The sequence below is a fragment of the Variovorax sp. 10N432 genome (genome assembly GCF_056394465.1).
This window is the reverse complement of the sequence record NZ_JBFTHX010000004.1, coordinates 282,215-300,685: the sequence shown is the minus strand read 5'-3', so window position 1 is coordinate 300,685 and position 18,471 is coordinate 282,215. Positions and strand designations below refer to the sequence as shown.

At 68.2% G+C, this 18,471-nt stretch carries 20 protein-coding genes; 11 read left to right on the top strand and 9 right to left on the bottom strand.

Annotated features, from left to right (window positions below; genetic code table 11):
• Complete coding sequence (locus tag AC1DF3_RS07495; protein WP_478139253.1) at positions 1–1,209, bottom strand: YVTN family beta-propeller repeat protein; 1,209 nt, start codon at positions 1,207–1,209, stop codon at positions 1–3.
• 129 nt (positions 1,210–1,338) lie between these two features.
• Here AC1DF3_RS07495 and AC1DF3_RS07490 point away from each other — a divergent pair, with 129 nt between their 5' ends.
• A complete protein-coding gene (locus tag AC1DF3_RS07490) occupies positions 1,339–1,893 on the top strand; it encodes a sigma-70 family RNA polymerase sigma factor (RefSeq protein ID WP_286536736.1) in 555 nt (184 codons plus the stop codon).
• On the top strand, positions 1,880–2,554 hold the full coding sequence (locus tag AC1DF3_RS07485; RefSeq protein ID WP_286536737.1) for an anti-sigma factor family protein: 675 nt from the start codon (positions 1,880–1,882) through the stop codon (positions 2,552–2,554). The genes AC1DF3_RS07490 and AC1DF3_RS07485 overlap by 14 nt, the downstream gene beginning before the upstream one ends.
• A 9-nt stretch (positions 2,555–2,563) precedes the next feature.
• On the opposite strand, the gene urtE is transcribed toward AC1DF3_RS07485, so the two are convergent.
• From urtE to urtA, 5 genes are all read right to left on the bottom strand, one after another.
• Positions 2,564–3,256: an urea ABC transporter ATP-binding subunit UrtE gene (urtE, locus tag AC1DF3_RS07480; RefSeq protein WP_286536738.1), complete on the bottom strand. Its 693-nt coding sequence runs from the start codon at positions 3,254–3,256 to the stop codon at positions 2,564–2,566.
• Positions 3,257–3,275: 19 nt separating this feature from the next.
• On the bottom strand, positions 3,276–4,151 hold the full coding sequence (urtD, locus tag AC1DF3_RS07475; protein WP_286523266.1) for an urea ABC transporter ATP-binding protein UrtD: 876 nt from the start codon (positions 4,149–4,151) through the stop codon (positions 3,276–3,278).
• Positions 4,148–5,380: an urea ABC transporter permease subunit UrtC gene (urtC, locus tag AC1DF3_RS07470; RefSeq protein ID WP_478139252.1), complete on the bottom strand. Its 1,233-nt coding sequence runs from the start codon at positions 5,378–5,380 to the stop codon at positions 4,148–4,150. Before urtC ends, urtD begins: the two co-directional genes overlap by 4 nt.
• A complete protein-coding gene (gene urtB / locus AC1DF3_RS07465; RefSeq protein ID WP_286536740.1) occupies positions 5,377–6,960 on the bottom strand; it encodes an urea ABC transporter permease subunit UrtB in 1,584 nt (527 codons plus the stop codon). The genes urtC and urtB overlap by 4 nt, the downstream gene beginning before the upstream one ends.
• An 85-nt stretch (positions 6,961–7,045) precedes the next feature.
• Entirely contained in the window at positions 7,046–8,314 is a 1,269-nt protein-coding gene (gene urtA, locus AC1DF3_RS07460; protein ID WP_286504981.1) for an urea ABC transporter substrate-binding protein, read from the bottom strand.
• 340 nt (positions 8,315–8,654) lie between these two features.
• Between urtA and AC1DF3_RS07455 the strand changes: the two genes are divergently transcribed.
• Both AC1DF3_RS07455 and AC1DF3_RS07450 read left to right on the top strand, forming a co-directional pair.
• Entirely contained in the window at positions 8,655–8,756 is a 102-nt protein-coding gene (locus AC1DF3_RS07455; RefSeq protein ID WP_478139251.1) for an addiction module toxin RelE, read from the top strand.
• Positions 8,756–9,046: an addiction module antidote protein gene (locus AC1DF3_RS07450; RefSeq protein WP_286504978.1), complete on the top strand. Its 291-nt coding sequence runs from the start codon at positions 8,756–8,758 to the stop codon at positions 9,044–9,046. The genes AC1DF3_RS07455 and AC1DF3_RS07450 overlap by 1 nt, the downstream gene beginning before the upstream one ends.
• Positions 9,047–9,091: 45 nt before the next feature.
• On the opposite strand, the gene AC1DF3_RS07445 is transcribed toward AC1DF3_RS07450, so the two are convergent.
• The 3 genes from AC1DF3_RS07445 to ppk2 are packed head-to-tail and all read right to left on the bottom strand — an operon-like array spanning position 9,092 to position 11,986.
• Complete coding sequence (locus tag AC1DF3_RS07445) at positions 9,092–9,940, bottom strand: lipase family protein (RefSeq protein WP_478139250.1); 849 nt, start codon at positions 9,938–9,940, stop codon at positions 9,092–9,094.
• A 24-nt stretch (positions 9,941–9,964) separates the two neighbouring features.
• Positions 9,965–11,008 (bottom strand): extracellular catalytic domain type 1 short-chain-length polyhydroxyalkanoate depolymerase, encoded by a 1,044-nt coding sequence (locus tag AC1DF3_RS07440; RefSeq protein ID WP_478139249.1) that lies wholly within the window; start codon positions 11,006–11,008, stop codon positions 9,965–9,967.
• 60 nt (positions 11,009–11,068) lie between these two features.
• Positions 11,069–11,986 carry a polyphosphate kinase 2 gene (ppk2, locus tag AC1DF3_RS07435; RefSeq protein WP_286536745.1) on the bottom strand — a complete coding sequence of 306 codons (918 nt, stop codon included), beginning with the start codon at positions 11,984–11,986 and terminating at the stop codon, positions 11,069–11,071.
• A gap of 152 nt (positions 11,987–12,138) precedes the next feature.
• Here ppk2 and AC1DF3_RS07430 point away from each other — a divergent pair, with 152 nt between their 5' ends.
• The 7 genes from AC1DF3_RS07430 to AC1DF3_RS07400 all read left to right on the top strand — a co-directional run bounded on the left by AC1DF3_RS07430 (position 12,139) and on the right by AC1DF3_RS07400 (position 18,415).
• A complete protein-coding gene (locus tag AC1DF3_RS07430; RefSeq protein WP_478139248.1) occupies positions 12,139–13,152 on the top strand; it encodes a transporter in 1,014 nt (337 codons plus the stop codon).
• Positions 13,153–13,198: 46 nt separating this feature from the next.
• Entirely contained in the window at positions 13,199–14,053 is an 855-nt protein-coding gene (locus AC1DF3_RS07425) for a 3',5'-nucleoside bisphosphate phosphatase (RefSeq protein ID WP_478139247.1), read from the top strand.
• Complete coding sequence (locus AC1DF3_RS07420; RefSeq protein ID WP_286536748.1) at positions 14,053–14,988, top strand: DMT family transporter; 936 nt, start codon at positions 14,053–14,055, stop codon at positions 14,986–14,988. The genes AC1DF3_RS07425 and AC1DF3_RS07420 overlap by 1 nt, the downstream gene beginning before the upstream one ends.
• Before the next feature lie 88 nt (positions 14,989–15,076).
• Positions 15,077–15,712 (top strand): L-threonylcarbamoyladenylate synthase, encoded by a 636-nt coding sequence (locus AC1DF3_RS07415; RefSeq protein ID WP_478139246.1) that lies wholly within the window; start codon positions 15,077–15,079, stop codon positions 15,710–15,712.
• 41 nt (positions 15,713–15,753) lie between these two features.
• The gene (locus AC1DF3_RS07410) at positions 15,754–16,425 is read left to right on the top strand and encodes a site-2 protease family protein (protein WP_286523281.1); all 672 of its coding nucleotides are present in this window, start codon (positions 15,754–15,756) and stop codon (positions 16,423–16,425) included.
• A 7-nt stretch (positions 16,426–16,432) separates the two neighbouring features.
• Positions 16,433–17,758 carry a tryptophan--tRNA ligase gene (locus AC1DF3_RS07405; RefSeq protein ID WP_286536750.1) on the top strand — a complete coding sequence of 442 codons (1,326 nt, stop codon included), beginning with the start codon at positions 16,433–16,435 and terminating at the stop codon, positions 17,756–17,758.
• 60 nt (positions 17,759–17,818) lie between these two features.
• Entirely contained in the window at positions 17,819–18,415 is a 597-nt protein-coding gene (locus tag AC1DF3_RS07400; RefSeq protein ID WP_286369234.1) for a LuxR C-terminal-related transcriptional regulator, read from the top strand.
• Positions 18,416–18,471: the final 56 nt, after the last annotated feature.

The window sequence follows — 18,471 nt, the reverse complement described above, 5'->3', positions numbered from 1 at the left end:
CTACTGCACCGTCACCCGCGCCATCATGTACGGGTGCACCGAGCAGACGTAGTCGAACACGCCGGCCTGGGCGAACACGCGGCTGAAGCTCTGCCCCGGCAGCATTTCCGTGGTGCCCGGCGCGCCGTCGTTGAAGGCCAGGCCGTGCGGGGCGCCGTCGTCGTTGGTCCAGGTCACGCTGTCGCCGGCGTTGATGGCGAGTTGCGCCGGACCGAAGGCGAAGTTGTTGATCGAGACCTTCGCGCTGCCGCCAACGGCGCGGTGCTGCACCGCCACCTTGCGCGGCGCATTGCCCACCGGGATCGTGACCACCGGGCCGCCCGCGAGGTCGACCAGGCTGACGTCGTTCGATCCCTCGTTGGTGACCAGCACCTTCTTGCCGCCCGGCAGCATGTCGACCCAGTGCGGCTGCTTGCCGACCGCGATGCTGCCGATCGGCGCCTGGGTCGCCGGGTCGAACAGCATCAGCTCGCCCGGCCCCTGCACCACCACCACGCCGGAGCGCGCGCCGGCGAAGAGGTGCGCCACGTGCGGGGAGACGCCGGTCGGAATCTGCATCAGCGGCTTGCTCGATGCCGTGTCGAAAACCTGCACCGCGCTGAGGCCGGCCATCGTCACATAGAGCACCTTTCCGTCGGGACTGAGTTCGAGGTCGCGCGGCGTCTTCTCTAGCGGCACGCTCGCCGCCACCGCGCGCGTCGGCAGGTCGATCACCACCAGCGCAAAGCTGCCGGGCGCCTGCGACGACACGTAGGCCCTCTTGCCGTCCGGAGACACGGTGAGCGTGTGCGGCTTGGCGACCGGCACGGTCGCCGCGACCGCATGGGTGGCGGCGTCGACGAACGCGACCCGGTCCTCGCCGTTCACGGCCACCAGCAGCCAGCGGCCGTCGGGCGTCAGGGCCAGGCCCTGCGGCCCCTTGCCCACTTCCACGGTGTCGACGATGCGGTCGGTGGCGGTGTCGATCACGCTCAGGCTGGAGGCACTGGCGCCACTCACGAACACCTGGCGATCGTTGCGGCCGACCGCGATGCCGTCGGGCCCGGCGGCCACCGGCACGGTCGCGATCAGGCGCTGCGAACCGGTGTCGATCACGCTGACCGTGTTGTCCTTGAAGTTGCCGACATAGGCCTTGGGACCTGCGGCGAAGGCGGGATTGGCCAGCATCAGGGCGGCCAGTGCGGTGGCGAGGATCGGATGACGCTTCATGGGGGGCTCCTTGAAAACGGGGAAAGGATCAGAATCGCAATGGGCATGACGCAGCCGGCGTCCCGGCTATTCCCGGAATTCGCGGGAATAAGCAGCGGCCCCGGTCCGTCAAGCAAGGGAAGGAACCCGTTGAACGACCGCACCCGTCGATTCGAAGCCGCGGCCCTGCCGCACCTGCCTGCCGCGTACAACCTCGCGCGCTGGCTGCTGCGCGACGACCGGCAGGCCGAGGACGCCGTGCAGGAGGCCTATCTGCGCGCCTTCCGCTTCTTCGACGACCTGCGCGGCGATGCGGCCCGCCCCTGGCTGCTGGGCATCGTGCGCAACGCCTGCTACGACTGGATGCGCCAGCACCGCCACCTGGCCGACCAGGTCGAGTTCGACGAGCTGCGCGACAGCGGCGACGCTGCAGCGGCGTTCGGCGACCCCGCGCTGGCCTGGGAACGGCAGGCCCGCGGCCAGCGCGTCGATGCCGCCATCGAAGCCCTGGCGCCGCCGTTCCGCGAGGTCATCGTGCTGCGCGAACTGGAGGAGATGTCGTACGAGGACATCGCGCGCGTCGCCGGCATTCCGATCGGCACCGTGATGTCGCGGCTGTCGCGGGCCCGGGCCCTGCTGCGCACCGCGCTGCAGGCGGAAGTGCCGCATGAATCGAAGCAAGGAAGGCGTGATGCAAGCAGTTGACGACGACGACGAACTGGGGGCGCTGATCCGGCGCGAGGGCACCCGCCACGCGCCGTCCGCGGCGCTGGCCGATCGGATCCGGGCCGACCTGCGGGGTCGGGAGGCGCCTGCGCCGGGCGCCGGCCGATCGTTCCCGGCCCGCTGGCTGCAGGCCCTGGCCCTGTTCGGCGCCGGCGCCGCCACGGCCTGGGGCCTGGCGCTGGCGCTGCTCGTGGCGCCGGTAGCGGACGCGACCAGTGACGCGCTCACCGACAGCCATGTGCGCTCGCTGATGGGCACGCACCTGGCCGACGTGGCCTCCTCCGACCACCACACCGTCAAGCCCTGGTTCGCCGGCAAGCTGGACTTCTCGCCGCCGGTGATCGACATGGCGTCCGACGGCCTGCCGCTCACCGGCGGCCGGCTGGACTATGTCGACGGGCATCCGGTCGCCGCGCTGGTCTACCGTTCGGGCCCGCACGTGATCAACCTGTTCGTCTGGCCCGCGGCCGACGCCAGGGCCCGCGCTCCGCAGTCGGTGGTGAAGCGCGGCTACAACCTGGTGCACTGGACCGAGGCCGGGATGCAGGCCTGGGCGGTGTCGGACCTCAATGCGGCCGAGCTGCAGGCCTTCGCGGCGCTGGCCCGCGAGCGGATGGCGCAGGGCACCGCGACCCGCTGATCAGATCGATCAGATCGCCACCAGCTGGCGCACACCCTGGGCTTCCATGTCCTTGCCGAGGCCGCGCGCGATCACCTCGCCGCGCTCCATCACGAGATAGTCGTCCGCCAGCTCCTGGGCGAAGTCGTAGTACTGCTCGCACAGCACGATCGCCATGTCGCCGCGGTCGGCCAGCATGCGGATCACGCGGCCGATGTCCTTGATGATGCTCGGCTGGATTCCTTCGGTGGGCTCGTCGAGGATCAGCAGCTTCGGCTTGGGCGCCAGCGCACGCGCGATCGCCAGCTGCTGCTGCTGGCCGCCCGAGAGGTCGCCGCCGCGCCGGTTCAGCATCTGCTTGAGCACCGGGAACAGCTCGTAGAGTTCGGGCGGGATCGGCGTGCCGCCCGACTTGTAGGCCAGGCCCATGCGCAGGTTCTCCTCGACCGTCAGGCGGGCGAAGATCTCGCGGCCCTGCGGCACGAAGCCCATGCCGGCGCGGGCCCGCTCGTAAGGCGTCTTCTTCTGGATCGGCGCGCCGTCGAACTCGATGCTGCCGCTCTTGATCGGCACCAGGCCCATCAGCGACTTGAGCAGCGTGGTCTTGCCGACGCCGTTGCGGCCCAGCAGCACCGTGACCTTGCCGAGCCGGGCTTCGAAACTGACGTCGCGCAGGATGTGCGAGCCGCCGTAGTACTGGTGGATGTTCTTGACGCTGAGCATGGTCTTCTTTCCTTCCTGGTCAGCGGCCGAGGTAGACCTCGATCACCCGCTCGTCCGCCTGCACTTCGTCCAACGTGCCCTGCGCCAGCACCGCGCCGTCGCACAGCACGGTGACGATCTCCGAGATGGTCCGGATGAAGCTCATGTCGTGCTCCACCACCATCAGCGAGTGCTTGCCCTTCAAGCTCAGGAACAGCTCGGCCGTGCGGGCCGTCTCCTCGTCGGTCATGCCCGCCACCGGCTCGTCCAGCAGCAGCAGCTTCGGGTCCTGCATCAGCAGCATGCCGATCTCCAGCCACTGCTTCTGGCCGTGGCTCAGGTTGCCGGCGAGCCGCAGCACGCTGTCTTCGAGATGGATGGTGTGCAGCACCTCGGCCAGCCGGTCGGCCTGCGCCGAGTCGAGCCTGAACATCATCGAGGCCTTGACGCCCTTGTCGGTCTTGAGCGCCAGCTCGAGGTTCTCGAACACCGTCAGGTGCTCGAACACGGTCGGCTTCTGGAACTTGCGGCCGATGCCGAGCTGCGCGATCTCGGCCTCCTTGTGGCGCAGCAGGTCGATGGTGCTGCCGAAGAACACGGTGCCTTCGTCGGGCCGCGTCTTGCCGGTGATGATGTCCATCATCGTGGTCTTGCCCGCTCCGTTGGGGCCGATGATGCAGCGCAGCTCGCCGGGCGCGATGTCGAGCGACAGCTTGTTGATCGCCTTGAAGCCGTCGAAGCTCACGCTGACGTCTTCCAGGTAGAGGATGCGGCCATGCGTGACATCGACCTCGCCGGTCGCATGTCGGCCGTAGCCCGCCGCGCGGCCGCCGGATTCGGTCTGCAGCGCCTGGTCGATGTGGTGGGCATGCCGCGCCACGCGCTCGGCGCCGGCTTCCATCAGGTCGGGGGTCATGCGCGGGCTCCCTTCGGTTCGACGCCAGCCAGGGGCGGCGGGGTCGGCGCCACGGCCGCCGGCTCGACGCCTTGCTCCACCGCCATCGATCGCCGGGCCTCGCGCCGGCCTTCGCTCGGCGCCTTGGCCCGGGCCATCCACTTCCTCACCAGGCCGACGATGCCGTCGGGCAGGAACAGGGTGACGGCGATGAACAGCGCACCGAGGAAATAGAGCCAGTATTCGGGATAGGCCACCGTGAGCCAGCTCTTCGCGCCGTTGACGATGAAGGCGCCGATGATCGGTCCGATCAAGGTCGCCCGGCCACCGACCGCGGCCCAGATCGCGATCTCGATCGAGTTGGCGGCGCTCATCTCGCCCGGGTTGATGATGCCGACCTGCGGCACGTACAAGGCACCGGCCACGCCGCACATGATGGCCGAGATGACCCAGATCGTGAGCTTGTAGCCGAGCGGGTTGTAGCCCGAGAACATGACCCGCGTCTCGGCGTCGCGGATGGCCTGCAGCACGCGGCCGAACTTGCTGCCGATCAGCCACTTCGAGAACAGGAAGAAGCCCAGCAAGGTCAGCCCGGTGAGCGCGAACAGCGTCATGCGCATCTCTTGCGTCTGGATCGGGATGCCCAGGATGCGCTTGAAGTCGGTGAAGCCGTTGTTGCCGCCGAAGCCGGTCTCGTTGCGGAAGAACAGCAGCATCGCGGCGAAGGTCATGGCCTGCGTGATGATCGAGAAATACACGCCCTTGATGCGCGAGCGGAAGGCGAAGAAGCCGAACACGAAGGCGATCAGGCCCGGCACCGCGACGATCAGCACCAGGGTGGCGATGAAGCTGTCGCTGAAGGTCCAGTGCCAGGGCAGCGTCTTCCAGTCGAGGAAGACCATGAAGTCCGGCAGGTCGCTCTTGTAGTTGCCGTCGCGGCCGATCTGGCGCATCAGGTACATGCCCATCATGTAGCCGCCGAGCGCGAAGAACATGCCGTGGCCGAGCGACAGGATGCCGGTGTAGCCCCAGATCAGGTCCATCGCCAGCGCGCAGATGGCGTAGCACATGATCTTGCCGACCAGCGCCACCGCGTAGTCGCTCATGTGCAGCGCGCTGCCGGCGGGCACCATGATGTTGAGCACCGGCGCCAGCGCGCAGACCGCGATCAGGGCGACGAAGAAGACGGTCCAGCCCTTGCCGCTCAACAGCGGCCCCTTCGAAGGTAGTACTGCTGCTGAATTGCTCATGCCTCTGCGCTCCGGCCTTTCATTGCGAAGATGCCTTGCGGACGCTTCTGGATGAAGATGATGATGAAGACCAGCACCGCGATCTTCGCGAGCACCGCGCCGGCCCAGCCTTCGATGAACTTGTTCAGGATGCCCAGGCCCATCGCGGCGTAGACCGTGCCCGCGAGCTGGCCGACGCCGCCCATCACGACCACCATGAAGGAGTCGACGATGTAGCTCTGGCCGAGATCCGGCCCGACATTGCCGATCTGCGACAGGGCGCAGCCCGCCAGCCCGGCGATGCCCGAGCCGAGTGCGAAGGCGTAGGTGTCGATGCGTGCCGTGTTGACGCCCATGCAGGAGGCGATCGGCCGGTTCTGCGTGACGCCGCGCACGAACAGGCCGAGCCGCGTGCGGCCGATCAGCCAGCCCATCGCCAGCAGCACCAGGCCCGCGAAGATGATGATGCAGATGCGGTTCCAGGGCAGCACGACGTTGCTCAGCATCGTCAGGCCGCCACTCATCCAGGACGGGTTCTCGACGCCGACGTTCTGGGCCCCGAAGAGTGATCGCACCAGCTGCTGCAGCATCAGCGAGATGCCCCAGGTGGCCAGCAGCGTCTCGAGCGGCCGGCCGTACAGGAAGCGGATCACGCCGCGCTCGAGCACCGCGCCGACCAGCGCCGAGGCCAGGAAGGCCACCGGGATCGCCGCCACCAGGTACCAGCCGAAGGCCGACTCGGGGAAGTAGCGCTGGAAGATGCCCTGCATCACGTAGGTGGCGTAGGCGCCGATCATCATCAGCTCGCCGTGCGCCATGTTGATCACGCCCATCAGGCCGTAGGTGATCGCCAGGCCGAGCGCCGCCAGCAGCAGCACCGAGCCGAGGCTGATGCCGCTGAAGATCGCGTTGATGCGGTCGCCCCACACCAGCGAGCCGTCGATGCTGCGGATCGAGGCCGCGATGGCGGCCTTGACGTCGGCCTCGGTTTCGTCGGCCAGGCGCTGGTTCAGCAGCAGCTTGGTCTCGGGGCTGCGGCTGGCGCCGAGGTCGCTGGCGGCGGCCAGGCGCTTGTCCTTGTCGGTGCTGCTGAGCATGCTGGCGGCGCGCACCAGTTCGAGCTGCGCCTTGATCTTCGGGTTGGCCTCGGCGGCCAGCGCCTTCTCGACCAGCGGCAGGCGCGATTCGTCGGGCTCCTTGAAGAGCGCCTGCGCGGCCTCGGCGCGCACCGCGTCGTCCTTGCTGGTGAGCTTGAGGGCGGCCTGCGCGGCATCCAGAGCGCCGCGCATCATGTTGTTGTTGACCACGTCCTCGGCGTCGTCGGGCAGTTTCTGCTCGGCGCCGGTGACCGGGTCGAAGGCCTTGTCGTCCTTGATGACGAACACCTTGTCGGCCGTGAACTTGACCGCATCGTCCGACATCGCCTGGATGAAGGCCGAGGTCTTCTCGTCGGCGGTGGCGACCGCCTTGTTGAGCGCCGCGATGCGGGCTTCGGATTCGCCCGAGGCGATGGCCTTGGCCTCGTCGGCGGTCAGCGCGTGGGCCATGCCGGTGACCAGCAGGCTGGCAGCGAGAGCGGATGAAAGAAGAGTCCGGAGCATAGGCGGGCCGGTGAGGAAGAACGAAAGGGCGAAGACAGGCTCCGCAATGAAGCGGCGCGCCGTGGCGCGCCGCTTTCAGGTCAACTTACATCGACTTGCCGGACGGGTAGTCGGGCTTCTTGTCGTTGCCTTCGATGAACGGGCTCCACGGCTTGGCGCGCACCGGGCCCGGCGTCTTCCACACCACGTTGAACTGGCCGTCGGCCTTGATCTCGCCGATGAACACGCTCTTGTGCAGGTGGTGGTTCTTCTCGTCCATCTTCGAGACGATGCCCGAGGGTGCGTTGAAGGTCTGGCCGGCCATCGCGGCGATCACCTTGTCGGTGTCGGTGCTCTTGGCCTTCTCGACCGCCTGCTTCCACATGTGGATGCCGATCCAGGTGGCTTCCATCGGGTCGTTGGTCAGCGGCTTGTCCTTGTGGCCCGGGATGTTCTTGGCCTTGGCGTAGTCGCTCCACTGCTTGATGAAGGCCGTGTTGGTCGGGTTCTTCAGGCTCATGAAGTAGTTCCAGGCCGCCAGGTGGCCGACCAGCGGCTTGGTGTCGACGCCGCGCAGTTCTTCTTCACCGACCGAGAAGGCCACCACCGGCACGTCCTTGGCCTTCAGGCCGGCGTTGCCGAGTTCCTTGTAGAAGGGCACGTTGGAGTCGCCGTTGATGGTCGACACCACGGCCGTCTTGCCGCCGGCCGAGAACTTCTTGATGTCGGCGACGATGGTCTGGTAGTCGCTGTGGCCGAAGGGCGTGTACTTCTCGTCGATGTCGCTTTCCTTCACGCCCTTGCTCTTGAGGTAGGCGCGCAGGATCTTGTTGGTGGTGCGCGGATAGACGTAGTCGGTGCCCAGCAGCACCCAGCGCTTGGCGCCGCCGCCTTCCTTGCTCATCAGGTAGTCGACCGCGGGGATCGCCTGCTGGTTGGGCGCGGCGCCGGTGTAGAACACGTTCTTGCTGAGCTCTTCGCCTTCGTACTGCACGGGGTAGAACAGCAGGCCGTTCATTTCCTCCAGCACCGGCAGCACCGACTTGCGCGAGACCGAGGTCCAGCAGCCGAAGATCACCGACACCTTGTCCTGGCCCAGCAGCTGCTTGGTCTTCTCGGCGAACAGCGGCCAGTTGGAGGCCGGGTCGACCACCACGGGCTCGAGCTTCTTGCCCAGCACGCCGCCCTTGGCGTTGATGTCGTCGATGGCCATCAGCACCGTGTCCTTCAGCACGGTCTCGGAGATCGCCATCGTGCCCGACAGCGAATGCAGGATGCCGACCTTGATGGTGTCCTGCGCGAAGGCAGGCACGGCGGACAGGCTCGCGAGAGCGACGGCGGCGGTCATCGCCTTGAGTGTGAATCGACGTTGCATGGTGGCTACCTTCTCCTGGTTTGGTTGGAACGATGGAGAGAGTCTGCGCACCGGTGGCCGGGGCGGAAATACGCCGGGTGGCGTACAAGTTGGCTCGCCCCCAGGTTGCCCCGCACTTCGTGTCGGGGCGCCCACCCCCTGCCGGGGGCAACACCTGCGGCCTGGCAAAGCCAGTTCCGCGGTGTTTCACCAACGGGCCTGGCTGCGCCGGCCGGGGCCGCTCGGCTCCGACAGAAGTCAGCCGCACTGTCGGTCCCGCTCGTCGGGGGATGAACTTCGCGGAGTCGACCATGTAGCCATGCGGCTACAATTCTTCGGCCCGGGCTGGCGAATGTACTGCGTGGAGCGCTCGGGCGCGATCATCGTCATGCTCGGTGGCGGCGACAAATCCAACCAAGCCGCCGACATCAGGAAGGCCATCAAGTTGGCGAAGGAATTGTGATGAGCAAGATCAAGACGAGGCCATTCGACATGGCGAACTACCTCACGACGGACGAAGACGTGAAGGAGTATCTGAGCCAGGTGCTGGAGGACGGCGATCCGGCCGAGTTGGCTGGCGCTCTGGGGCACATCGCGCGCGCACGCGGCATGGCCAAACTGGCCGCCGACACCGGCCTTTCCCGAGAAAGCCTCTACAAGAGCTTGTCCGGGGAGCGCGCGCCCAACTCGGACACCCTGTTCAAGGTCATGCGGGCGCTCGGGTTCACTTTGACGCTGGGTCAGCGGCGGTGATTTGCCTCTACGAGTTTGCGGCTGCCTATGGAGCGACCACCATGCCTAGAAAAACCCGCGCGCGTAATTGATCGGCGCGTGGTCCGCCAGCTCGCGCAGCAGCACCGACCCCGGCCGCCAGGCGTGTTCGGCCGCGTAGCGGGCGCGGCCCTGGAGCCGGTCGGCCTCGATCTCGGACGGGCTCGGGTCGTCCACGCAGACGCCGTCGAGGCAGCGGATGTAGCGCACGGCCCCGGCGTGGGCATAGAAGGACAGCGCCGGCGGCAGCTGCGTGACCACGTCGCAGCCGTCGACGATGCGCATCACGTGCAGCTCGGCCAGCGCGGCGACGAAATCGGCATCGCCGACCCGGGGCGAACCGAGCGTCACGGTCAGGGCCGGCTGCAGCACGGTGGCGGCCAGGGTGGCGAGCGCCGCGCCCAGGCTGTGGCCGGCCAGGATCAGCCGGCTGTGCTGCCGCGCCTCGCCGCCCAGCCAGTCGCGCACCTGCGGCAACACCGACCGCGCGGCCTTGGCGAATCCGGCATGCACACGGCCGCCGCTTTCGTTCCATTCGGTCTGCTGGGCCTGCAGGTTGGTCGCCAGGTGGCGGATCTCGTCGGGCTGCGTGCCGCGGAACGCGATCAGCGCGGTGCCGTCGCCTGCGTTCGAGGTGCCGAAGGCGAAGGTGGCGTGGTCCCTGAAGAAGACCGGCGCACCGAAGCCGGCGCTTCCCAGCGCCTCGGCCAGCCGCAGCCGCTCGGCTTCCGACTCTTCGGCGCGGTAATAGGCCAGCCGCGCCGCTTCGACCGCCCATTGAACGGGCGTGTGGGCGCGCTCGGTCTCGAACAGCGTCGGGTGCCGCTCGGGCGTGTAGAGCGCGGCCCGGCTGGCGTCGTAGGCAATGGTGGGCATCGGCACGTTCCGGGCAGATCGGCGCTAGGGGCTCGCCATGGTGCGCCGGAACTGGCGCGCCGCAAAGGCCCACACCAGTTTCGAGGCATCGGGCCCGGCCGCGTCGGTGAAGCGCATGCTGGAGGCGCCGCCGCTCCAGGCATGGCCCAGCCCGGCGATCTCGCACAGCGTCACAACGGCCTGACCGGCGCGCACGAAGTCGGTGACCCGCATCGGATGCCGCTTGCCTCGCTGCAGCACCCGCACGGCGCCGGGCCGGCCGCCGGTGGCCACGGCCCAGACCTCGGCGCTGCTGCCGGCGTTGCTGGGCGCCACGACGCTGTCGGCCTCGCCATGCAGGATCAAGAGCGGCGGCAGCGTGCCGAACACCGCCGCGGCACCCATCGCCTTGCCGACCGCGGTGGCCGGCATCGGCGGCACATGCCGCCCGCGCATGGCACCCAGCGCCGTGGCCGGCGACTTGGCCGCACCCGGCGCCACGCCCGAATGCATGGCCACCGCCCGGAATCGCAGCGGATAGCGGGTGGCCAGCAGCGCCGCCATGCTCGCGCCGGCAGACAGGCCGGCGACCGCCACCCGCTCGCGATCGGCCGGATAGAGCAGCAGCACCTGGTCGATCGCGGCCATCAGGGTGGCGGCCTCGGCATCGGCCTTGCCCGAGCGGCGGTCATACCAGTTCCAGCAGCCCTGCGCGTTGGCCAGGCGATCCTGCTCCGGGTAGAGGACCAGGAAGCGCTCGCGGTCCGCCACCCGGTTCATGCGGGTGGCGATCGCGAATTCGCGTCCGGTCTGCGCGCAGCCGTGCAGCATGACCATCAGCGGCAGCTTCTCGCCGGGCTGCAGCTGGAGCGCTGGCGGCCGATAGAGGTGGAATGCCCGGGCCCCGGCCGGTCCCAGCGCGGCGCCCGCGATCCAGTCGCCAGGCCCCGGCGGCGGCTTGAGCTGCTGCGCCGCAGCATCGCTGACCCGCCGGACGATGCGTTTGCCGCTGCCCAGCGCAACCTTGGTCAACGCCTTCAGGTTGCGCTCGTAGGCGCGCGTCAGGGGGGAAAGGGAGCGGCGGGACATCGTTGCGGACACGGTAGCAGCTTCGCCCCCGCCCAGCTACCGCCACCGAAAAGGAACGGATCAGTACCTTTCCGGCACGTACATGCTGGCTGGCACCGGATGGCGCAGGTAGTCGGCGTTGCGCACCCGCGCCGGCAGCTCGACCGGCGGATGCGGCACATCGTGGTAGGGCATCTGGCCCAGCAGGTGGCTGATGCAGTTCAGGCGCGCCTTCTTCTTGTCGACCGCCTGCACCACCCACCACGGCGCCTCGGGAATGTGGGTGCGGTCCAGCATCGTTTCCTTGGCCTTGGTGTACTCCTCCCACCGGCGGCGCGACTCCAGGTCCATCGGGCTCAGCTTCCACTGCTTCAGCGGGTCGTGGATGCGGCCTAGAAAGCGCATGTGCTGCTCCTCGTCGGTGATCGAGAACCAGTACTTGATCAGCTTGATGCCCGAGCGCACCAGCATCCGCTCGAAGTCGGGCACGGTGCGGAAGAACTCCTCGTACTCTTCGTCGGAGCAGAAGCCCATCACCCGCTCGACGCCGGCGCGGTTGTACCAGCTGCGGTCGAACAGCACCATCTCGCCGGCCGCCGGAAGGTGCGCCACGTAGCGCTGGAAGTACCACTGGGTGCGCTCGCGATCGTTCGGCGCCGGCAGCGCCGCCACCCGGACCACCCGCGGGTTGAGCCGCTGCGTGATGCGCTTGATGACGCCGCCCTTGCCGGCCGCGTCGCGTCCCTCGAACAGGATCACGACCTTCTGCTTGCTGTGCTGGACCCAGTCCTGCAGCTTGACGAGTTCGCCCTGGAGCCGGAACAGCTCCTTGAAGTAGGCCTGCCGTCCCGCCTTGTCGGTCATGGTTCCCGACTCGAGCTCGTCGAGGTTGCGGTCCTCGAGCTCGAGCTCGATCTCCTCGTCGTAGCTGTCCACCAGGTCGCGGGCGATGCGTGCCATCAGTTCGTCATGGTCGCCGAGGGTGCTGGGAAGGGTCATGGTCTTCTCTGAAGGTGGCAGGGGGCAGTCCCCCCATGCTGCAGCCGCCAGATGACGATTGCGTGACAGAAAGTACGCCAATCCGGCGCCGTCACATGCCTGACACACACGGTCCGCACCATCGGCACGACTCCCACCATGCCCCTCGCTCCATGAATTCGATCGCTGGCGCCTACGGCAGCGACGAAGCCGGCCTGATCTGCGGCTACCTGTTCGATGCCGCCGCCCCCGCCCCGGTCCGCGCGGTCGATTCCGCCCAGGCCGCCGACTGGCTGGCCGCGGGCACGCCCCCCGAGGCCTACATGTGGCTGCACTTCAACCTGAGCCATGCCCAGGCCGAGCGCTGGCTGCAGCGCCACGCCGGCCTGTCCGACCTCTTCTTCGAGACCCTGAAGGAAGGGCTGCACTCGACCCGCATCGAGCGCGCCGACGACTCGCTGATCGCGGTCATCAACGACGTCCACTTCGACTTCAGCTTCGAACCCTCGGACATCTCGACCCTGTGGATCAGCGTCGGCCCGCGGCTGGTCGTGACCGCCCGCAACCAGCCGCTGCGCTCGGTCGACGCGCTGCGCACCGCGGTGAAGGCCGGCGACGCGCCGCGCTCCAGCACCGAGCTGCTCGAGCACCTGCTGCGGGTGCAGGCCGACGTGCTGGTGCGCATCGTGCGCGGCGTGACCTCCCGCATCGACGACATCGAAGATGCGCTGCTGGCCGGCCGGCTCGATCACAAGCGGGCCCGGCTGGGGATGCTGCGGCGGGTGCTGGTGCGCCTGCAGCGCCTGCTGGCGCCCGAACCGGCGGCGCTGTTCCGGCTGCTGCAGAGCCCGCCCGCATGGATGAGCGAGCCCGACGCCCAGGAGCTGCGCGGATCGACCGAAGAGTTCTCGGTCGTCCTGCGCGACATGGGCGCGCTGCAGGAACGCATCAAGCTGCTGCAGGAGGAGATCGCCGACAACGTCAACGAGGACAACAACCGCAGCCTGTTTGTGCTGACCGTGGTGACCGTGCTGGCCCTGCCGATCAACATCCTGGCCGGCCTGTTCGGCATGAACGTGGGCGGCATCCCGCTGGCGGAGCACAAGCACGGCTTCTGGATCGTGGTCGCCATCGTGATGACCTTCACCGCCATCGCCGCCTGGGTCGCGTTCAGGAAGAAGCGCTGAAACCGAGCTCGCCGCAAGCCATTCCGAGAAAGAATAAACTCGTGCGGTGACCTCCATCCTCAACGCCGACCTGCACTGCCACTCCGTGGTGTCGGACGGCACGCTGACGCCCGAGGCACTGGCCGAGCGCGCCGCCGCCAACGGGGTCGAGCTCTGGTCGTTGACCGACCACGACGAGATCGGCGGCCAGCACCGGGCCGCCGCCGCCGCCCACGCACACGGCATGAAGTACCTCACGGGCACCGAGATCTCGGTCACCTTCGCCGGCGAAACCGTCCACATCGTCGGGCTGGGCTTCGACCCCGACGACGCCGCCATCAGCCAGGGTCTCTACGACACCCGCGGCGGACGCGGCAAGCGGGCCCAGGAAATGGCCGAAGGGCTGGCCAAGGTCGGCATCCACGGCGCCTACGAGGGCGCGCTGCGCTTCGTCGGCAACCCCGAACTGATCTCGCGCACCCATTTCGCCCGTTTCCTGGTCGAGGCCGGCCATTGCCGCGACACCGCCGAGGTGTTCCGCAAATTCCTGACCGAAGGCAAGCCCGGCTACGTGCCGCACCGCTGGGCCACGCTCAAGGATGCCGTGCAGTGGATCACCGCGGCCAAGGGCATGGCCGTGATCGCCCATCCCGGCCGCTACAAGTTCACGGCCAACGAGGAATACGCCCTGTTCGTCGAGTTCAAGGCCCATGGCGGCCAGGCGATCGAGGTGGTCACCGGCAGCCACACGCCGGCCGAGTACGTCGAGTACGCCGACAAGGCGCTCGAGTTCGACTTCGCCGCCTCGCGCGGCAGCGATTTCCACAGCCCCGACGAAAGCCATTGCGACCTCGGCAAGCTGCCTCCGCTGCCCGGCAAGCTGACGCCGATCTGGGACTTGCTGGCCCACCGCATCCAGTGATGGCGTCGGCGAGCGAGGCGACCGCCGGCAGGAGCACGCGCGACCTGGAGTCCGAGCGGATCCTGGCCGGCATCGGGCTGGTGCTGCTCGCGGTCGCCTGCTTCGCCACGCTGGACACCGCCACCAAGCTGTCGACCGCGGCGGTGCCGATCCTGATGGGCGTCTGGGTCCGCTACATGTTCCAGGCGGTGGCGACCACGCTGGTGCTGCTGCCGCGCCACGGCACGGCGCTGCTGCGCACCCGCCATCCGCGCTACCAGCTGCTGCGCGGCGCCCTGCTGCTCGCCTCGAGCACGCTGGCCTTCTTCAGCCTGCGCTACATGCCGCTGGCCGAGTTCACCTCGATCGTGCTGATTGCGCCGCTGGTGATCACGCTGCTCGCCGCCACTACGCTCAAGGAGCACGTGTCGCCCCTGCGCTGGACGCTGGTCGCGGGCGGCTTCGCGGGCACGCTGGTGATCCTGCGCCCGGGCGGAGACGCCTTCAGCTGGGCCATGTTCCTGCCGATTGGGCTGGTGCTGACCAACGCCTGGTTCCAGGTGCTGACCAGCAAGCTGGCGCAGACCGAGAACCCGCTCACGATGCACTTCTATACCGGCTGGGTCGGCGCGCTGCTGGCGTCGTTCGCACTGCCTTTCGTCTGGACCGCGCTGCCCTCCTGGCACTGGTGGGCCCTGCTGTGCCTGATGGGCTTCATGGGCACGGTCGGCCATTTCATCCTGATCCTGGCCTACCAGCGGGCCCCCGCCTCCACCCTGACACCCTACCTCTATGCCCAGATCGCCTTCGCGATGCTGGGCGGCTGGGTCATGTTCTCCTATGTCCCGGACCGCATTTCGCTGATCGGCATGGGCCTGATCGCAGTCTGCGGGGCGGCCGGCGCCTGGCTCACCGTCCGCGAACGCCGGGTGCCCATCGAGCCCGCCGAATCATGAGCCGCCGGGCCGCTCCCAAGGCGAATACCGAAGTGCTGCTGCGCGAAGGTTCACCAGTGCCCCGCCGCCAGGCGGCAGAATCGACCCCATGGCCCAGTTCTTCGAAGTCCACCCCGACAACCCCCAGCAGCGCCTGCTGAAGCAGGCCGCCGCCCTGCTGGCGCGCGGCGAGATCGTCGCCGTACCCACCGATTCCAGCTACGCGCTGGCCTGCCACCTCGACGACAAGGACGCGGTCGACCAGCTGCGCCGGATCCGCCAGGTCGACGACAAGCATCACCTGACGCTGATCTGCCGCGACCTGAGCGAGCTGTCCAACTACGCCCGGGTCGACAACAAGCAGTACCGGCTGCTGAAGGCGGCCACGCCAGGCCCCTACACCTTCCTGCTCGAGGCGACCAAGGAGGTGCCGCGCCGGGTCAGCCATCCGCAGCGCAAGACCATCGGCCTGCGGGTGCCCGACCATCGGGTGCTGCTCGAACTCCTGACCTTGCACGGCGAGCCGCTGCTGGCGACCACGCTGATCCCGCTCGGCGAGACCGAGGCCATGAACGACCCGACCCAGATCCGCGAGCGCTTCGAGAAACAGATCGGCGGCGTGATCGACGCCGGCGCCTGTCCTTCCGAGCCGACCACCGTGGTCGACCTCACGCCCATGGGTGCGGGCGGCGAACCGCTCCTGGTGCGGCAGGGCCGCGGCCCGCTGGCCACCATCGGCCTGTGAGTCCCGCAAGGGACATCCGGACCGTCTGAGACAATCCGGCGGTGGATATTTCAAATCTCATCCAAACCGTCCTGATCTACGCCTTGCCGGTGGTCTTCGCGATCACCATCCACGAAGCCGCCCATGGCTACGTGGCGAGGTATTTCGGCGACAACACGGCCTACGTGATGGGCCGGGTCACGCTCAACCCGATCAAGCACATCGACCCCATCGGCACCATCCTGATGCCGCTGCTGCTGTATTTCGCCACTTCGGGCGCCTTCCTGTTCGGCTACGCCAAGCCGGTCCCGGTCAATTTCAACCGCCTGCGCCATCCCAAGCGAGACATGGTCTGGGTCGCGCTGGCCGGGCCGGCCTCCAACTTCTTCCAGGCGATTCTCTGGGCGCTGTTCCTGGTCGGCCTGGTCGGCGCCGGCATCAATGAAACCTTTTTCATCAAGATGGCCCAGGGCGGCGTGCTGGTCAATCTCGTGATGTGGGCCTTCAACCTGTTCCCGCTGCCGCCGCTCGACGGCGGCCGCGTGCTGGCCGGCCTGCTGCCGCGCGGCCGCCCCCAGGAGTTCCTGGCCCGCATCGAGCCCTTCGGCTTTTTCATCGTGATGGGCCTGGTCATCGCCGGCGTCGTCAGCACCTGGTGGCTGAGCCCGCTGATGGCCTTCGGCTACCAGGCCATCTCGCTGCTCCTGAGCCCGCTCACCGCCCTCATCCGCTGAACTTTCCATGGCCCTGCTTCCCGACACCCCTATCCGCTACCTGACCGGCATCACCCCCAGCGGCACGCCGCACCTGGGCAACTACGTCGGCTCGATTCGCCATTCGGTGCGCTTCAGCCGGCGCGACGACGTCCAGAGCTTCTACTTCCTGGCCGACTATCACGCGCTGATCAAGACCGACGAGCCGGCACGCATCCAGCGCTCGACGCTCGAGATTGCCGCCAGCTGGCTGGCCTGCGGGCTGGACCCGGAGCGCGTCACCTTCTACCGCCAGTCCGACATTCCCGAAATCCCCGAGCTGACCTGGTTCCTGACCTGCGTCACCGGCAAGGGTCTGCTCAACCGCGCCCATGCCTACAAGGCGCAGGTCGACAAGAACGCCGCCCGCGGCGAGGACCCGGACGCCGACGTCAGCGCCGGCCTCTTCATGTACCCGGTGCTGATGGGCGCCGACATCCTGATGTTCAACGCCCACAAGGTGCCGGTGGGCCGCGACCAGGTCCAGCACATCGAGATGGCGCGCGACATGGCGCAGCACTTCAACCATCTCTACGGCGAGCACTTCACGCTGCCCGGGGCCGAGATCGACGACTCGGTGGCGACCTTGCCCGGCCTCGACGGCCGCAAGATGAGCAAGAGCTACGACAACACGATCCCGCTCTTCACGCCGCGCGCCCAGTTGCAGAAGCTGATCAACGGCATCGTGACCGATTCGCGCGCGCCGGGCGAACCCAAGGACACCGAGGGCTCGGCGCTGTTCCAGATCTACCAGGCCTTCGCCGACGACGAGGAGACCGAGAGCCTGCGCCAGGCCTTCGCCGCCGGCATCGCCTGGGGCGACGCCAAGCAGCGGCTGTTCGAACGCATCGACCGCGAAGTCGCGCCGATGCGGGCCCACTACGACGCCCTGCTCAACGACCCGGCCCAGATCGAGCGAATCCTGCGCGCCGGCGCCGAGAAGGCGCGCGCGCTGTCGCGGCCCTTCATGGAGGGCGTGCGCCACGCGGTCGGCCTGCGCAACCTGGCCAGCCACGATCCGGCGGTGGCCCGCAAGGCGGCCAAGGTGGCGCGGCCTGGCTTCAAGCAATACCGCGACAGTGACGGCCTTTTCTATTTCAAGTTGCTCGACGCCAGTGGGGTCCAACTGGTACAAAGCCGGGGGTTCGCGTCGCCGCAGGAGGCGGGCCGCGCCATCGGCACCTTGCGCCAGCAGCGCGCGGACGGCCTGGCGCAGCTCGCCGCGCAGCTCGAGCCACTGGACAACGAGAGTATGCGTGCGGCTTCGGCCGCACTGGAGGCGCTTGCTGCAGCCGATGCGGCGAGCGAGGGTTGAAGTGAGTCAATTTCCCGCGGCGATGGGCAGCGCCCGACCCGCGGACACTGCGAGTAAATCATGAGTATCTATGTCATTGACGACCACCCCCTGATGCGCGACGCGATCGTGATGGTGCTGCGGCGCCTGCGGCCGGCCGAGAACATCGTCGAACTCGAGCGCCTCGACAAGCTGGCAGCGGCCGTCAAGCAGCACGGGGCACCCGGCCTGTTCTGCCTCGACCTCAAGCTGCCGGACACCACCGGCGTCTCGGGCGTCGTGGCGGTCAAGCTGGCCTACCCGGACGTGCCGATCGCGGTCTATTCCGCCTCGCCCTCGGCCGACATGGAAGAAGCCTGCATCGAGGCCGGCGCCGACACCTACATCGAGAAATCGGCCAGCTCGGCCGAACTCACCGCCGCGCTGCGCGGCCTGCTGATGGCCGACACCGACGCCGAAGAGCCGGTGGCCGCCGCCAACAGCAAGCTGTCGAAGCGCCAGACCCAGCTGATCGCCATGCTCGACCAGGGCATGAGCAACCGCGACATCGCCACCGAGCTCGACATCAGCGAGCACACGGTGAAGGTGCACCTGTGGCGCCTGTTCCGTCGCCTCGGCGTGAAGAGCCGCACGCAGGCGCTGCACCACGCCCGCACCAACGGGCTTCTGTCGGGTTAACCAGCCCCCACGCTCCTCACTGCGTGTGTCGCTGCCCCCCGAGGGGGTGCAGGCCG

Bases quoted from the DNA above. Each gene is read 5' to 3' on its own strand.
- AC1DF3_RS07485 (WP_286536737.1), top strand. From the start codon at position 1,880: ATGCAAGCAGTTGACGACGACGACGAACTGGGGGCGCTGATCCGGCGC.
- AC1DF3_RS07405 (WP_286536750.1), top strand. From the start codon at position 16,433: ATGGCCCTGCTTCCCGACACCCCTATCCGCTACCTGACCGGCATCACC.
- AC1DF3_RS07400 (WP_286369234.1), top strand. From the start codon at position 17,819: ATGAGTATCTATGTCATTGACGACCACCCCCTGATGCGCGACGCGATC.
- ppk2 (WP_286536745.1), bottom strand. From the start codon at position 11,986: ATGACCCTTCCCAGCACCCTCGGCGACCATGACGAACTGATGGCACGC.
- urtE (WP_286536738.1), bottom strand. From the start codon at position 3,256: ATGCTCAGCGTCAAGAACATCCACCAGTACTACGGCGGCTCGCACATC.
- AC1DF3_RS07450 (WP_286504978.1), top strand. From the start codon at position 8,756: ATGAGCAAGATCAAGACGAGGCCATTCGACATGGCGAACTACCTCACG.
- urtA (WP_286504981.1), bottom strand. From the start codon at position 8,314: ATGCAACGTCGATTCACACTCAAGGCGATGACCGCCGCCGTCGCTCTC.
- urtC (WP_478139252.1), bottom strand. From the start codon at position 5,380: ATGAGCAATTCAGCAGCAGTACTACCTTCGAAGGGGCCGCTGTTGAGC.
- AC1DF3_RS07440 (WP_478139249.1), bottom strand. From the start codon at position 11,008: ATGTCCCGCCGCTCCCTTTCCCCCCTGACGCGCGCCTACGAGCGCAAC.
- AC1DF3_RS07430 (WP_478139248.1), top strand. From the start codon at position 12,139: ATGAATTCGATCGCTGGCGCCTACGGCAGCGACGAAGCCGGCCTGATC.
- urtD (WP_286523266.1), bottom strand. From the start codon at position 4,151: ATGACCCCCGACCTGATGGAAGCCGGCGCCGAGCGCGTGGCGCGGCAT.
- urtB (WP_286536740.1), bottom strand. From the start codon at position 6,960: ATGCTCCGGACTCTTCTTTCATCCGCTCTCGCTGCCAGCCTGCTGGTC.
- AC1DF3_RS07495 (WP_478139253.1), bottom strand. From the start codon at position 1,209: ATGAAGCGTCATCCGATCCTCGCCACCGCACTGGCCGCCCTGATGCTG.
- AC1DF3_RS07445 (WP_478139250.1), bottom strand. From the start codon at position 9,940: ATGCCCACCATTGCCTACGACGCCAGCCGGGCCGCGCTCTACACGCCC.
- AC1DF3_RS07420 (WP_286536748.1), top strand. From the start codon at position 14,053: ATGGCGTCGGCGAGCGAGGCGACCGCCGGCAGGAGCACGCGCGACCTG.
- AC1DF3_RS07415 (WP_478139246.1), top strand. From the start codon at position 15,077: ATGGCCCAGTTCTTCGAAGTCCACCCCGACAACCCCCAGCAGCGCCTG.